This is a genomic window from Enterococcus sp. C74 (assembly GCF_040887125.1).
In the GTDB taxonomy this organism is placed as follows: Bacteria; Bacillota; Bacilli; order Lactobacillales; family Enterococcaceae; genus Enterococcus_B; species Enterococcus_B hirae.
Window position 1 is genome coordinate 1 of record NZ_JBFOFA010000013.1, and the last position, 15,280, is coordinate 15,280.

Below are 15,280 nucleotides of genomic sequence, written 5' to 3' on the forward strand. Positions count from 1 at the left end.
TAGTAATGGCAAATTACATTTTAGAACGAAAGAGAGGGAGATCATTGATTCGATTCGTATTGTGTTTATTGATCCTTTTTATTTTTATGGGTTGTATTTTTTATGGAATCTATTATTTTTTATCGAACAAAGGAGAAAAATTTCGTCAATTTTTGTCGACTATGAGGTTTAAAAGGAGAAGATGATTAATGGATATAAAAATTAAAAATGTGAATAAAGAAGAGTGGGATCGTTTTGAAGCATTTTGTAAAAAATCAAATCGTAGTCGCTCAGAAATGTTAAAGGAATTTATTCGTGATGCAGGAAAATTTGAAGCAGTACTCGAAACAGAATTACGAATGAAGGCGATAATGGATGATGTAATCGCCCACTTAGATTTAAACACACAAGCGTATTTATTAAATGTTCAACAAGGACTAATCCCTTTAGTCCAAGAACCAATAAGGGAGGAAAACATCAATGACATTTTCAATTAATCCTAACCATCGTACAGAAGATTTATTAAATGAGCTGTTAGGGAAATTTGGTGGAACGAAAACTGGTGTGGTAAATATTTTAGCGGATCGTTACTTAGCACAAGAAAAAATGATCGAACAACTACAAGAAGAATTAGATGAAGAACGTCGCTTGCGAAAAAGTTTGTTGCGAAATTTAGAAAACAAAATGAATGTGGTTTACGAAATTGAAAACACACGACTTCATTACGAAGATTTTCCCAAAATGAAATCGTCTGATCAAGAGCCCAATCATATTTTAAGAGAAGCAGAAAATCATTTAGAGATGAAACGGAATCAAGAGATTTTTCATCACTTTGAACAGCGAGTGAATGACTGATGGGGTCGTCTCCTGGGATTATTATGACTGGAAAATTTGCTCGACCAGGTTCGTCTGCATTTCAGTCTTACATCGATTATATGGATCGAGAAGAAGCTGTTCGTAATGAAGCTTATGAGGCCTACTCTGCTTTTACGAATAGAGAAGGGACGAGCGCGGCGTATGAAGGAGACGAAGACGAAACATTAGAAGGGTACATTCATTATATGGCGAATCCTGTCAAAACGTCTCGCTTATTTTCCACAGATAAACACCAATTAAATGAAGAAGATTTAAAAAGAATGAAAGAACAATTTACCGCCGCCGCTAAAAATGGAAGTGTCATGTGGCAAGATGTTTTTTCATTTGATAATCAATGGCTGGTTCAACATGGCTACTTAGATGAACGAACGAATCAATTAAAAGAAGAAAAAATTCATGAAGCCATTCGATTAGCGATGGCTACGATGTTATCAGAAGAAGGAATGACAGATTCCGCTGTGTGGACAGCTTCTATCCATTACAATACAGATAATATTCATGTCCATGTAGCGACTGTCGAACCTTATCCGACTCGAGAGAAGAAAAGGTTTGTCGATCCAGAAACAGGTGAGTTGGTTACTGAGGTCAAAGGATATCGTTCGCGTAAGATCATGCGTAAAATGAAATCAGTTTTTGCCAATCAATTGTTAGGTTTACAAAAAGAACGTGCGAAAATTGATGTGTTGCGTAAAGTAATGATTGAGGGAATACGTTCCGAACAAGGACAAGAACAATTGAACCATATGGTTATGGATTTACAACGTGTGGCTGAAAAATTGCCCGAACAAAAAGGTTACCAGAAATATGGTTACGCAGAAAAATATGGATTTAAAAAAGAATTAGACAAAGTGATCCAGTCTTTTATCGACCAAAATTTTCCTGAGTTGTATCAAGAAATGATGGATCGACAAGCATATATTCAGTCAGAAGAAGAGTCTGGATTTGGAGAAGGTCGGAATAGTTCTGAAAATAAATTGCATACCTTATACACACGTCTAGGAAACCATATTTTAAAAGAAATCCAAGCGATGGATCTCGTTCCTAAAAAAAGACAAGTCAGCGGTTCATTAGGAGAGATGATGATGGAAGATCAGTCAATTGATCGTGACAAAATCACAGAAGAGAATCAGACAAAAACGACTGAAGCTTTTCAACTTGCACTTGAACGAATTGTAAATAATCCTGCACGACACCGAGCCAACGAGCCTCCAGTTTTGGAAAGTTTGTTGGCTTATATTCGTACGGAAGAAGAAAAAATGAATGTAATCGAGGAAGAACCCGATGAACGTGAACAATACAAACGAGAATTAAAAAAGGAATGGAAACTTCGCACAAGTAATACCCAAAGAATGACCATTCAGGAAGTAGAAGAAAGCAATTTTCCTCCGATGTTGAAAAAAATGATTCTAATAAGTTCGAGACAAGAAACGATCACAGAACAAGTATTTGATGAACAAACCGAATACTTTATCGATCAGTGTTTACCAAAAAGTTCTAAAGTATCAGAATACCAAAAGGAATTTGTAAAAAGTTTGAAAGAATCAGTGGAGAAAATTGAAAACAATCCTTTCCAACATAAAGAAAATGAACCACCAACAGCGGAAGAATGGCACCGTTATTTTCAATCATTGGAACAATCCATACCAACAGAAGATTCTTATGACCATTTATTCCAAGGTCAGGCTGAAGAGGTGCGTTCCATGTATCAACGAACAAAAGAATCATCTGAAAAACAAGCGAAATGGACGAAGAAACGGCGTTTTCCATTATCCAAAAAAGAACGTGCCATGTTACAAAAGCAATGGCAGAAAGAAGTAGCCAAACGAAAACAAGTGTATCAACTTCAACGTGTATTGCGAGAGAATACAGAACAATGGCGAAATGAACGCTTTTATGAACGAAACATTTTAGATCTATCCGTTTGACGAGTGAACAACTTTTATTGAAGTTGTTCTTTTTTTATTACTAAAGGAGGATGTTAGATGAGTTACTATTCACCAAATCAAATAAAGGAAGCACGTAATTCAGATATTTTGGAATATATGATCTCAAAAGGAGAAACTTTCCAACGCCAAGGCAACTATTATCGTCATACAGAACATTCTAGTTGGGTATATGATAGTCGTCGAAAAGTGATGTTTTTCAATAAAGAGATCGATCAACCTGCGGTCAATAACTGTATCATATTAGCGATGAAACTTTATGATTTTTCTTTTGAAGAAGCCATTGGCGATATTTTAGGCAGTGAAGTCAAGGTGTTGTCTGAAGCTGATTATCAAGTGAAGGAGAATGAACCGTTAAACTATCAACGAGACATTAAAGAACAGTCCAATTTTTCAGAAGTGTTTTCTTATTTGACCAAAGAACGAGAAATCGACCCAACGATTGTGACCTTATTTAATCAAGCCAATCTAATTGGTGAAGATCGCTATCAAAATATTATTTTCAAATTTTTTGATCGAACCCAAATCATGAATCCTACAGTGGTGGGCGTGGAATTAAGAGGAACACGTTATTTACCAGAAGAAAAACGGTTGATCAAGGATCGTCCTTATTTTCTTTTCCAACACCCAGGGAATCAAAAAGATGCGATGTTTTTTGCTAGTTTAAACTCGAAAATTCCTACTGGAGAATTAAAAGTATTTGAAGCACCGATTGAAGTGATGAGTTATCTTTCTTTATATAAAGAAAGATATTTTGGTGCGAAAAAAGTATTAATAAATACTGATTTTTGTGCCATGTCAGGTTTGAAGCATCAAGTTGTAGAATCCTATTTTAGAAAAGTATTAGAATCCAATCGGAAGATGGCAGAAGGGAAGAAAACGATCGTCCCACGTATTTCATTGTGTGTGAATAATGATGAAGCAGGACGAGACTTTGTCGATCGTTTTAAGAAGTATTTGGCACAAAAGGGATATTCAGAAACATTTATCAACTATAATGTTCGTCAAGAATTGCCGGTATCACAATTGGGGAAGTCTGAATCCTTTGACTACAATGATTTATTAAAAGAAACCAATCATTTGAAAACTATCGATCGATCCATGATGGTTCAAGAAGACAACTTGATGGAACGATCTATATCGGCTAAAGAAGACAACGTGGTGGAACGCTCCATAGTAACTGAAAAAGATAACGTAGTAGAACAGTCCATGATAGTCAAAGAAGATAATGTGATGGAACAAGCGTAGAGGTATCTGAATGAAATGGAAATTAATGGTGTTTGGTTCAGGTCTTCTTCTATTGCTTTTACCTTTTTTTATTATGCTAAATATGATGATACAAATGATTGGTTCAGTAGGGGCAACAGAAGAAGTAAGTTCTTGCTCAGAAGGAATGTTTACCGGAGAGTATACGGAAGATTTACCTATTTTTGAGGAAATTAAAGGAAGAGGCCCCATTACAGATGAACACGCGAGATATGCGGTAGGAGCGGCAGTAAAATACAAATTATTACCTTCAGTCATTCTTTCGCAATTAGGATGGGAAAGTGCTTATGGACAATCGTATTCTGGAAAAAATGATCATAATTATTTTGGGATAACCTGGTATTCAGGTTGTCCTTACCCTAAAGGGAGTGCAAGAGGTGTCGGAGGAAGTGAGGGAGGAAATTACATGAAATTTCCTGATGCAAAAGCATGTTATGCATATTATGGTTACATGGTGGCTACTCAATCCAACTTCAATGCGTGTGTGGGAAATAAAGATCCTGGACAATGCCTTTTAATTCTAGGTAGAGGTGGGTATGCAGCAGCAGGAATTACCGAAGGAAGCGCATATTATCAAGGAGCTATGGGAATTATTAAATCCTATAATCTAACTGAATACGATGAATTTGCGATCAAAAAATGGGGAAGTATTGGTTCAACTTCTAGTGGCGGAAGTACTGGTAGTTTAGGTGGTGGATGGTACAATCCGTTTCCTGGATCAAGTTTAGATCGAAGTTCATTTTTGGGAGGACAACTTTTTGGAAAAAATCCTGGAGGAGAATTTCGCGTGAATGGTTTCCATAATGGCTTAGATTTTGGATCGGTTGATCACCCTGGAAATGAGATACATGCGGTTCATGCAGGAACTGTCGTATTTGCTGGTAATCCAAGTATTGCAGCATTGGGTTCATGTGTCATTGTTATAAAGGATGGTGATTTAAGTATGGTGTATCAGGAATTTGGTTCTTCTCCTTCAAATGCACGTGTTAAAGTGGGAGATAAAGTCAAAGCAGGACAAGTAATAGGAATAAGAGATACGGCACATTTACACTTAGGATTTACTAAGAGCGATTGGTATGCCGCCCAAGCTTCAGCATTTAAAAATGATGGTGTTTGGTTAGATCCATTACCTTATTTACAACAAAGTGGAAAGTAGGAGAAAAGATTGAAAAAAGTGATATTACTCAGTTTACTAGCGGTTCTTTTTCTTTCGGGCTGTCATAAAAAAGAGGAAATGAAAGTAACAGAAACAACTACCAGTCAGTCAACAATGGTTTTGGAAGATAAAACGACTGAAACAAGTAAAGAGCCCGAAAATCCACGTCCTATGTTATTAGCATTTGGCAATAAATTTTTAAATTTCAATTCATTAAAAGAGCGGAATCAATCCGTAAAAGAATATATGACAGAAAAATGTCAAGAAGAAAATGGCATTAATGTGGATTTAGATGCTAAATTTCGTAGTGTAGGAAAAATTATCAAAGTGTTTCAAGACACAGATAGCGAAAAACAATATGCATTATTGGGTGAAGAAGATAGTCGTGGTGTGAAAAACGAAGTCCTATTTGTTGTTCAACTGGTTGAAGAAGATGGACAATATAAAATTGATAATTTTCGCTATGAACAACTTCATGTACATTAAATTCTTAATTTAAACAATTTCTATGTTCATTTATTTTCTATAACCAAAACGTTGACGAACGTTAAAGCGTACGCTATAATCAGGGATGAATAAACATAAAAGGATGTGAACATAATGGAAGTCACTACACCGACAAATGCTCGTAATAATATTTATGGGTTGATTAGGCACGTTGTTTCTGATAATCAACCTGTAGAAATTATCAATACAAAAAATGAGAATGAGAGTGTCGTTATGATCAGTAAATCTGATTGGAATGCGATTCAAGAAACATTATTTTTACAAAATACAGGGGTTCTTGATCAAATTAAACGTCACGAAAATGAAGGCACAGAAGAGCTAGGTGAAATTGATTGGGATTCACTATAGAGATTAAGAAAAATGCCAAAAAGGATTTACCAAAATTGAAAGCAGCAGGATTGCATAAAAAATTTGATGAACTGATTCAAGTGATTCGAGAAAATCCTTTTCAAACTCCACCACCATATGAAAAATTAGTTGGTGTTCCATATTATTCAAGAAGAATTAATATACAGCACCGATTAGTTTATAGCGTAGATATAAAAGAAAATGTGGTAGTTATCCTTTCTGTATGGTCACATTATGAACGTGGATTAAATTAGAAAAAATATACTAGCACCATGTAACTCCCAAAGAAAGTTAGAGGTGAGAAAATGACTTATAATTTTTACGATGAGTATTCTATCGCGCGTAATCAATTTCATAACCAGCAATTCCCTTCAGAATACTTAGATGATATTTTAGTTCGATTAGCTTATCATTCAAGTGCTATTGAGGGAAATACGATATCTTTACCTCAAACTGTTTCTATCATTTTGCATAATACGGTTCCCGAAAGAACTTCACTACGTGAGCTATTTGAAGTTGAAAATCATAGAGGTGCTTTTGCATTAATGCTGGAAAAAGTACAAGAGAACGAAGAATTATCCATTTCTTTAGTTAAAGATATCCATGAACGACTAATGGATAAATTAATTGTTGATCGTGGTCGATTCAAATCGAATGAAAATGCGATATTAGGGGCAGATTTTGATACAGCTTCACCGCAGGAAACTCCGTTTTTAATGCAACAACTTATTGATAACCTGAATTACCGGTTAGCTGTTTCTACAACTGAAGGCGAGCAACTTGAAGCAATTTTGGATTCGCATATCCAATTTGAACGTATCCACCCATTTAGTGATGGTAATGGACGTACGGGGCGATTGGTTATGAATTATTCTTTACTCAAAGAGGGATTTCCACCTTTAGTGATTCAAACGGAAGACAAAGGTCAATATCTGGAGTTATTAGCTGAACAAAATGTCAGAGGGCTAATGAAGTATGCACTTGAACAAATGGCCAAGGAAGAAAAGCGCCAAGAACAATTCATTGAAAAAGAAAAAGTACAGGAACACGATTTAGAGTTATAAAAAATTGAATAGAAAAGGGTACGCCTTTTCTAAGGAGGGGCGTATCCGCTCCTCCTTCTTTTATCTTTTTGGGAGGAAAACTATGAATTATCAAAAATACAAGGAATTAGGAAATTTATTCAAGGAGACATTTCTATTGGTTGTTTCTGATAAGAACAGTTTATTTGATTTTTTCAACCAAGTTCAGATATTTCATAAATACGATATTTATGAACAAATATTTATTTACGGACAGAAGCCGAATGCTACTCATATCGCTGATTTTGATACGTGGAAAAAATTAGGACGATTTGTTAAAAAAGGAGAAAAGTCTATTGCTGTTCTTAGCCAGTCAACAGGGAAAATAAATATAAAACATTATTTTGATCTTTCTCAAACAGATGGAAAAAAACTTGATTTTCCAGATTATACGTTAGAAAAGAACGACTGGAATCTTTTAGTTAGCCAAGAGATAGAAGATTTAATTGATGAAACAGTTGATTTTACTGAAGAACCAGATATTCGTAGACTATCTATAGAAATTGGTTTATTTTTGGCAAAAAATAAGAGTATTGGTTCTGAAGTAATTGATATAACCGAACAAGAATTCACTATGTTACAAAGTTTGCCTAACTTTTTTAAAGTAATGAATTATGCAAATGAAGTAAACCGACTAATTAGTAAAGAAATTTTAGTTTATAAAAGAGAGAGGATGAATGAACATGAGTCTAAAATATTACGAGAACGAGACAGGTCAATTGATACCAGAAGTCGAGTATCCCAATTATCCACTGGGGAGATTCGGGAAAATAGCTGTAGCCAAATTACAGGAAGAGAATCCCGTGGAGTATCAAATCAAACTAGTCGAGGGCGATTTGATGAAGTGGGGACACGAGATCAACAAAAAAGTGTGGAACAGAGTAAGCGAATTGATGGAAGCGTTGGAAGAAGCCAATCCACTGACATCAGCCCAACAAGCGAATTTCGAGGAAGCGTCGAAGATACGAACGCAATTTCGGGAACAAGCAATCGAACTCGCAATGAGCGAGATTCTATAGAGGTAAAATCTAATATAGATATAAAAGACTTGGAAGAAAAACAATCTTCGGAGTCTTTTTTTGTTGAAAAAAATCATGATTACGAAGAAATTACTCCAGATTTTACAGAGGAAGAGCTAAACAACATATTGAGACGTGGATCAGGCGTTGAAGGTGGAAAAATACGCATTTACCATTTATATCAACGAACCCTTTCCAAAAAGGAAAGAGCTTCTTTTTTAAAAGATGAATATGGTTGGTCAGGTTCTACTTTAGATATTCAGGGTTCTTCTTTTTCGATGATGGATTGTCGTCCAAGCAAAGGAATTACAGTAATTAAAAAAATCAATAATGAAGACTATGAGCGTGTGATGAAATGGTCGGAAGTTGAGGAACGTATTGGTTTGTTAATTCGTCAAAATGAGTATCTAACTGAAGAAGAACTTAAACTTGTGCAATCAAAGAAAGAAGAATCAGTTAAAGAAGAGTTAAGCCAAATGGATACTGAAGCAGAGGAATTAACGCTATTTGATTTAGAAGAGATAAAAACAGAAGGAAAACCTGTTATAACTGAAGGATATGGGACAGAAGTAGCATTTATTCCGAAAATAGAAGCTAAAAAAGAGACAATCAATCATGACGAAACAATGTTTGAACAAATTTATCGGAATAAAACAAACGGTTTTTCTTTTGAAAATATAGACGTTGTTCAATTTTATCCTAGTAAAGCGAGAGAAAAAATCAAAGCAAATCTTGAAGCGATTCGGTTATCGAAAGAAATTAGTCAGATACCTGGACGAATCGCTACTGACAAAGAACGAGAAGTTCTTGCAAAATATGTCGGTTGGGGTGGTTTGGCAGCGATTTTTGATGAACGTGATGACCAATATTTAAGTGAACGGAATCAGTTGAAAGTTTTGTTATCTGCAGAGGACTATCGAGCAGCTAGAGAAAGCGTATTGACTGCTTATTATACTGATCCACGTATTATTCAAGCAATTTATCAAAAAATTGAAGCGATGGGCTTTAAAGGTGGCACAATTTTAGATCCTTCGACAGGAACAGGGAATTTCTTTTCGGCTATGCCAAAAACAATCAAAGAAAATTCCACACTTTATGGGGTGGAATTAGACCCAATTACTGGGAAAATTGCGCAACAATTGCACCCTGACGCGAATATTGAAATTACAGGTTTTGAGAAAACTCCTTTAAATAAAGATAAATTTGACTTAGTCATTAGTAATATTCCTTTTGACAACTTCAAAATTGAAGATGAAAACTATTCTAAAAAATATGCGATTCATGATTACTTTATTAAAAAAGCCCTTGATAGCACAAAAGAAGGCGGAATTGTAGCAGTTATTACGTCGATGTCGACAATGGACAAATCAGATTCTTCTATTAGAAGAGAATATGCTGAAAAAGCTGATTTATTAGGTGCTGTTCGCTTACCAAGTAATGCGTTTAAGAAGATTGCAGGAACGGATGTTGTGACAGATATTCTTTTCTTCCAAAAAAATTTTGAACGAGAATTAGAATACTCTCCTAGCTGGGTATTTACTGGAACAGATCCAGAAATACCAGAAGTAAGTATGAATAATTATTTTATTCGACACAAAGAAATGGTTTTAGGAGAATTAGCTGTCAAGAACTTCAGAGGACAAACCCTAATAGTCAAATCACATGAAGGAGACTTAATTGATTATTTAAACCAAGCATTTTTGAATTTTAATGGTCAATTAGCCATTTCAACGGAAACAGAAGTGATTGATTTAGTTTCGGTAGAAAAAGAAGGGTTAGAGAAAGAAATTCCAATGTTCAATTATGGAGTCATTGGTGACGAAATTTTCTTCAATGATGCTGGAGAATTAGAAAAGTATGCGGGTTCTAAAAAGTCCACAGAACAAATGAAACGATTGATTGAAATTAAAGAAGCTTTGCTTTCAGTCATTGAGTTACAACGAAATACAGAATATACACAGGAAGAATTACAAGCTTCTTTAAATCAGCTTAATGATTGTTATGATGGATTTGTAGCTACCTATGGTTCGATAAATAAAGTAGGTAAAATATTTGATCGTGATGAGTATTATCCGTTGTTAAAGTCGATTGAAGAGGTTCAAGAAGATGGCACAGTTCGAAAGGGAGATATCTTCTTTCAAGCAACGATTCGACAAATAGAAGAAATCACTCAAGTAGATACAGCTCAAGAAGCTCTACAATTGTCAATTAATCGACAAATGAAAGTAGATCTCGATTATATGATGTCTATTTATCCAAAAGACAAAGAAACGATCATTGACGAATTAGAGGATTCGATTTTTATCAATCCTACGAAGTATCAAGGTGATATTTATGGTAATGTTTGGGAAACACGTGAAGAATATCTCAGCGGAGATGTCAAACAGAAATTAGTGGAAGCAAAATTAGCGATTGAATCGTATCCAGAAATTTTTCAAAAAAACGTGTCAGCACTTGAACAATCACAACCAACACCATTAAAAGCTGGAGATATTGACTATTCATTGGGAGCTACATGGATTCCAACTGAAATTTATCAATCGTTTATGTATGAATTATTTGAAACACCTCAATACATGCAGAGAAGCGGGATTATTCAACTAGAGTATGATTCCTATGCTTCTAAATATTTTATTCGTGGAAAAAGTAGAGACGAAAATGCGTTAACAACCAATAAATATGGGACAAAGCGTGCAAATGCGTATTTGATTTTGGAAAATAGTTTAAATCTTTTAAAAGTGGAAGTACGAGACCGAGTGATTGATAATGACGGTAAGAAACGATACGAACTCAATCCAAAAGAAACGATGTATGCACGTACGAAACAAGAAGAGCTACAAGAAACCTTTAAAAGTTGGGTGATGAATCATAGTGAGGTATTGGAAGAATTACATGCAATCTATGAAGAACGGTTCAATCGAATTGTGTCAAGGACTTATGATGGCAGCAAACTAGAGTTTCCTGGTTTGAATCAAAAAATCACTTTACGCCCTGCGCAACAAAATGTGGTCGCGCGTATTCTACATGAAGGAAGAGCGTTAATGGCACATTCTGTAGGGGCAGGAAAAACACTTTCCATGATTACAGCAGGAATGATGATGAAAGAACATGGACTGATCAAGAAACCATTGTACGTTGTGCCTAATCATTTAGTGGGAGATTTTGGGACAGAATTATTACGCTTTTATCCTGCCCAAAAAGTATTGATTACCACAAAAAAAGATTTTGAGAAAAGTAAACGCAAAGAGTTTGTTTCTCGAATTGCTGTAGGAGAATATGACGCCGTTATTATTGGTCATAGTCAATTTGAAAAAATCACGTTATCGCCAGAACGGCAAAAGAAAATGTTACAAGAAGAAATTGATCGAGTTTCTGAAGCAGTTGCGGAATATCAAATGAATAACGAAGAAGAATCTTGGTCAATCAAACAGATGATTTCTTTTGAAAAACGATTAAACGAAAGACTTGAGAAATTAAATAAACAAGATAAGAAAGATCATATGATTTATTTTGAAGATTTAGGAGTGGACTTCTTATTTGTTGACGAGGCGCATGTTTATAAGAACCTTTATTCTTATACGAAACTATCCAATGTGGCAGGAGTGAACTCTTCCAATAGTTTACGTGCCAGTGATATGGAAATGAAGGTCAAATATCTGTTAGAAGAAAATAATCAACGAGGGGTTGTTTTTGCGACAGGAACGCCGATTTCCAACTCGATGTCTGAAATGTTTACAATGCAGAAATATCTTCAACCCGATATATTAGAAGCATATGGTGTCAGTCATTTTGACGCATGGGCTTCTACTTTTGGCGAGATTATTTCTTCTTTAGAGATTAATCCTGAAGGTAGTGGTTATCAGATGAAGAATCGTTTTGCCAAATTTCACAACTTACCTGAATTGATGACTATGTTTAATTTGGTAGCGGATATCCAAACACCTGATATGTTAAAACTTCCTGTGCCTAAATTAAAAACTGGAAAAGCACAAATTGTTGTCACTGAACCAATTCAGTATCAAAAAGATAAGGTGGAAGAACTTGGTGATCGTGCGATGGCAGTACGTGAAAAAAAAGTAATGCCAGAAGAAGACAATATGTTGAAAATCACGAATGAAGCAAAACTCATGGCTTTAGATCCACGTTTATTGGAAGACTATGATGAAGAAAAATATGATTCTGACGAATTGAAGCAAACGAAGTTAGCTACTTGTGCCAATAAAGTATTTGCGATTTGGAAAGAAACAGAAGCAGCTCGTTCCACGCAAATGATTTTTTCTGATTCTGGTACACCAAATCCAAAAAAATTTAATGTTTATGATGAAATGAAACGATTATTGATGGATAAGGGAATCCCAGAAGAAGAGATTGTGTTTATTCATGACGCTAAAAATGATAAACAACGAGAAGCGATGTTTGAGAAAATGAGAAAAGGCTCGATTCGTATTATGTTGGGAAGCACAAGTAAAGTTGGGACAGGAACAAATATCCAAAACAAAATGATTGCGGCTCACCATATTGATTGTCCTTGGCGTCCGTCAGATATCGAGCAGCGTGATGGTCGAATTATTCGACAAGGAAATGAGAATAAAAAAGTTCAAATCTATCGTTATGTGACGAAAGGAACGTTTGATAGTTTCTTATGGCAAATTCAGGAACAAAAGCAAACGTATATTTCTCAAGTCATGTCTGGTAAAGCTATTTCTCGAAGCGTTGATGAATTATCCGAAACAGTGCTAGACGCTTCCGAAGTTAAAGCATTAGCAACAGGAAATCCATTGATTGCAGAGAAGATGAAATTGGACAATGAGATTAGCCGTTTGCGGATGTTGCAATCTGCTTTCTTGAATGAACAAGAAAGTCTAAAAAGAAATGTAGAACAAAATTATCCGAAAAAAATGCAAGAAATTAAACATTCGATTACCCAATTGGAAAAAGATGTCGAATTGTCAAAACAATATTCTAATAATGAATTTCAAGTTCAATTATTGAACATGACTTATGATTCTCGAACGGAAGCTACGCAAAAGCTTGAACAGTTGTGCCAAGCTTATAATCGTTCTGAAGAATTTGTAGAAGTGGGTGCTTATCAAGGTTTTAGTATCCATCTAAAACGTAGTGAAATGCAGTATGGACAGCTTGAAATGAAATTGCAGTCTGAAGGTGGACGTTATACAACGTTGATTGATCCACAAGCAGGTATTGGAATGGTTCGTCGGATTGAAAATATTGTTCAAAAATTGCCTGAACGGATATTAGAAAAACAAGAACAACTAAAAGAAACGGAAGAAAAGTTAGAAATAGCAAAACAACAACTTGGTCAACCTTTTTCACAAGAACAAGAACTAAAAGAAAAAGTAGCAGAACAAACAAGAATTAACACAGAAATTGAGTGTTCACTAAGTAAGAAGAAAGGCTCACAATCAGTGACTGATGAAATAGAAGAAACTGTGGAATATGAAGAAGAACGCTATACAGAAGAATACAATATAGAAGAAATAGAAATGTAGGGACTCCTACATTTCTATTATTTTGGAGGTAAATAAAATGACAAAAGAAACTCTTTCAATAAAAGATATTTTAACTAGATTAGAAGCTACAGAAGACGGAATATTGCTCATTCCGGAATCAGATGTAGCAATTGTTGATGAACGAGACCTTGAAGAGTTTGATATTCCTGAAACATTAAAAGATTCCAAGATTATTTGTTTCTGGACTACTGATGAAGTTCGAAATTATTTTAGTATAAAAGATGATAAAATGTTGTGGTTTGATAATGAATTAAGCGCACCTGTAAGTTTTTTTGAAGGAAATGTAAAAGAAGATATTGTATTTGTGATCGATGATAGAACGTTTGACTTAAAAATTTTATCAGACGATATTGTTCAGTATGAAGATCACAATTTTTTTGAGGATAGAGAAATAGAAATGTAGGATTCCTACATTTCTATTTTATTTATATACAGGGAAGGAGAAGAAATATGTTAAACAATCATTCTTGGGAAGAAAAGGGAAAGAAAATCTATTCGGCTGAAACGCTATGAAAAGGATAGCACGCCAATCCCATTTACTGTTGAAAAAGGAAAACAGGATTCTGTACAATTAACGAAGAAAAATAAAGTTGTACCAGGTAGTGTGTTATTAACAAAAGTAGACAGTGAAACAGGAAAAACTCTTGCAGGCGCAGTTTTTGAACTACAAGATAAAGATGGTCATACTTTGCAAGAAAACTTAGTAACAGATAATTTCGGTCACTTATCTATTTCAGGATTAAAAGTAGGACACTATCAATTAGTTGCAACACAAGCACCTAAAGGCTATGAGATAGATACTACACCTATTAAGTTTGAAATCACCAAAGACATGAGCCATAAGAATGTGGAAGTGACAAAGGAAAACACACCAGAAGAAAAGAGTGTTCGTTTAGAAAAACGTGATCGTCAAACGGAACAGCTATTGTCTGGTGCATAATTTGAACTGAGGAATGAAGATGGCAAAGTTCTTCAAAGTGGTTTAGTGACAGATAAAAATGGGGTTATTTTCCTAAAAGGGTTAGCTAATGGTAACTATCAACTAATAGAAACTAAAGCGCCAAATGGTTATCGTTTGGATAACACACCAGTTGTTTTTACTATTGATTCGGATACAACCGTTGTCAATGTAACAAAATACAATGTGAAAGAATCGCAAGATACACCAGTAAATCCAACGAATAAGAATGAAGGAATACCAACTAAAAACAATTTATCCAATAGTAGTAAGTATACAATATCAATGGCTAAATATAATCAAACAAACAATCCTAAAGAGAAAAAATCTTCTGTGGATGGCAAGCGTACTTATTTGCCAAAAACAAGTGAGAAAACAAATAAATGGTTAACTTGGATTGGTGGAGGGATTTTTCTAGTAGTTAGTGTTGGGATATTTTCTTTAAAAAAGAAGAAGTCATCAACCCAAACGGTTGATGACCGAGATAGATAATAATGGAAGATGTAGATTGAAATTTGTATAAAATCATTATATGAAGAAAAACAGTAATTTTATTCTTATTTTTAATCAAAAAAAGATAAAAAATAAGAATGGTTGAAAAACAAGATTTTTTTG

Annotated in this window: 14 protein-coding genes; all 14 read left to right on the top strand. The window is 34.8% G+C overall.

What is annotated here, in order from left to right:
• Nucleotides 1–188: 188 nt before the first annotated feature.
• The 14 genes from AB3H93_RS12890 (at nucleotide 189) to AB3H93_RS12955 (ending at nucleotide 15,157) form a co-directional block, all read left to right on the top strand.
• Nucleotides 189–476 carry a hypothetical protein gene (locus AB3H93_RS12890; protein WP_161645545.1) on the top strand — a complete coding sequence of 96 codons (288 nt, stop codon included), beginning with the start codon at nucleotides 189–191 and terminating at the stop codon, nucleotides 474–476.
• Nucleotides 460–834 carry a hypothetical protein gene (locus AB3H93_RS12895; protein ID WP_002334431.1) on the top strand — a complete coding sequence of 125 codons (375 nt, stop codon included), beginning with the start codon at nucleotides 460–462 and terminating at the stop codon, nucleotides 832–834. The genes AB3H93_RS12890 and AB3H93_RS12895 overlap by 17 nt, the downstream gene beginning before the upstream one ends.
• Nucleotides 834–2,780, top strand: coding sequence for a MobP2 family relaxase (gene mobP2, locus AB3H93_RS12900; protein ID WP_368020666.1), 1,947 nt, complete (start codon nucleotides 834–836; stop codon nucleotides 2,778–2,780). Before AB3H93_RS12895 ends, mobP2 begins: the two co-directional genes overlap by 1 nt.
• Nucleotides 2,781–2,837: 57 nt before the next feature.
• Nucleotides 2,838–4,046: a DUF3991 domain-containing protein gene (locus AB3H93_RS12905; protein ID WP_081115473.1), complete on the top strand. Its 1,209-nt coding sequence runs from the start codon at nucleotides 2,838–2,840 to the stop codon at nucleotides 4,044–4,046.
• Between the two features lie 10 nt (nucleotides 4,047–4,056).
• A complete protein-coding gene (locus tag AB3H93_RS12910; RefSeq protein WP_248255340.1) occupies nucleotides 4,057–5,220 on the top strand; it encodes a glucosaminidase domain-containing protein in 1,164 nt (387 codons plus the stop codon).
• Nucleotides 5,221–5,238: 18 nt separating this feature from the next.
• Complete coding sequence (locus AB3H93_RS12915) at nucleotides 5,239–5,706, top strand: EF0163 family protein (protein WP_368020675.1); 468 nt, start codon at nucleotides 5,239–5,241, stop codon at nucleotides 5,704–5,706.
• 114 nt (nucleotides 5,707–5,820) lie between these two features.
• Entirely contained in the window at nucleotides 5,821–6,075 is a 255-nt protein-coding gene (locus AB3H93_RS12920) for a type II toxin-antitoxin system Phd/YefM family antitoxin (protein ID WP_104761970.1), read from the top strand.
• Nucleotides 6,060–6,329 (top strand): Txe/YoeB family addiction module toxin, encoded by a 270-nt coding sequence (locus AB3H93_RS12925; protein ID WP_104761971.1) that lies wholly within the window; start codon nucleotides 6,060–6,062, stop codon nucleotides 6,327–6,329. The genes AB3H93_RS12920 and AB3H93_RS12925 overlap by 16 nt, the downstream gene beginning before the upstream one ends.
• 51 nt (nucleotides 6,330–6,380) lie before the next feature.
• The gene (locus tag AB3H93_RS12930; protein ID WP_181916680.1) at nucleotides 6,381–7,139 is read left to right on the top strand and encodes a Fic family protein; all 759 of its coding nucleotides are present in this window, start codon (nucleotides 6,381–6,383) and stop codon (nucleotides 7,137–7,139) included.
• Nucleotides 7,140–7,840: 701 nt separating this feature from the next.
• On the top strand, nucleotides 7,841–8,176 hold the full coding sequence (locus AB3H93_RS12935; protein WP_181916679.1) for a TnpV protein: 336 nt from the start codon (nucleotides 7,841–7,843) through the stop codon (nucleotides 8,174–8,176).
• A gap of 3,041 nt (nucleotides 8,177–11,217) precedes the next feature.
• Complete coding sequence (locus tag AB3H93_RS12940; RefSeq protein WP_368020676.1) at nucleotides 11,218–13,686, top strand: SNF2-related protein; 2,469 nt, start codon at nucleotides 11,218–11,220, stop codon at nucleotides 13,684–13,686.
• 37 nt (nucleotides 13,687–13,723) lie between these two features.
• The gene (locus tag AB3H93_RS12945; RefSeq protein WP_010720568.1) at nucleotides 13,724–14,110 is read left to right on the top strand and encodes a hypothetical protein; all 387 of its coding nucleotides are present in this window, start codon (nucleotides 13,724–13,726) and stop codon (nucleotides 14,108–14,110) included.
• Nucleotides 14,111–14,311: 201 nt separating this feature from the next.
• Nucleotides 14,312–14,647: a collagen binding domain-containing protein gene (locus AB3H93_RS12950; RefSeq protein ID WP_368020667.1), complete on the top strand. Its 336-nt coding sequence runs from the start codon at nucleotides 14,312–14,314 to the stop codon at nucleotides 14,645–14,647.
• A gap of 6 nt (nucleotides 14,648–14,653) precedes the next feature.
• Nucleotides 14,654–15,157: a SpaA isopeptide-forming pilin-related protein gene (locus AB3H93_RS12955; RefSeq protein ID WP_368020677.1), complete on the top strand. Its 504-nt coding sequence runs from the start codon at nucleotides 14,654–14,656 to the stop codon at nucleotides 15,155–15,157.
• Nucleotides 15,158–15,280 lie beyond the last annotated feature (123 nt).

Bases quoted from the DNA above. Each gene is read 5' to 3' on its own strand.
- AB3H93_RS12895 (WP_002334431.1), top strand. From the start codon at position 460: ATGACATTTTCAATTAATCCTAACCATCGTACAGAAGATTTATTAAAT.
- AB3H93_RS12935 (WP_181916679.1), top strand. From the start codon at position 7,841: ATGAGTCTAAAATATTACGAGAACGAGACAGGTCAATTGATACCAGAA.
- mobP2 (WP_368020666.1), top strand. From the start codon at position 834: ATGGGGTCGTCTCCTGGGATTATTATGACTGGAAAATTTGCTCGACCA.
- AB3H93_RS12940 (WP_368020676.1), top strand. From the start codon at position 11,218: ATGGCACATTCTGTAGGGGCAGGAAAAACACTTTCCATGATTACAGCA.
- AB3H93_RS12930 (WP_181916680.1), top strand. From the start codon at position 6,381: ATGACTTATAATTTTTACGATGAGTATTCTATCGCGCGTAATCAATTT.
- AB3H93_RS12910 (WP_248255340.1), top strand. From the start codon at position 4,057: ATGAAATGGAAATTAATGGTGTTTGGTTCAGGTCTTCTTCTATTGCTT.
- AB3H93_RS12890 (WP_161645545.1), top strand. From the start codon at position 189: ATGGATATAAAAATTAAAAATGTGAATAAAGAAGAGTGGGATCGTTTT.
- AB3H93_RS12945 (WP_010720568.1), top strand. From the start codon at position 13,724: ATGACAAAAGAAACTCTTTCAATAAAAGATATTTTAACTAGATTAGAA.
- AB3H93_RS12920 (WP_104761970.1), top strand. From the start codon at position 5,821: ATGGAAGTCACTACACCGACAAATGCTCGTAATAATATTTATGGGTTG.
- AB3H93_RS12905 (WP_081115473.1), top strand. From the start codon at position 2,838: ATGAGTTACTATTCACCAAATCAAATAAAGGAAGCACGTAATTCAGAT.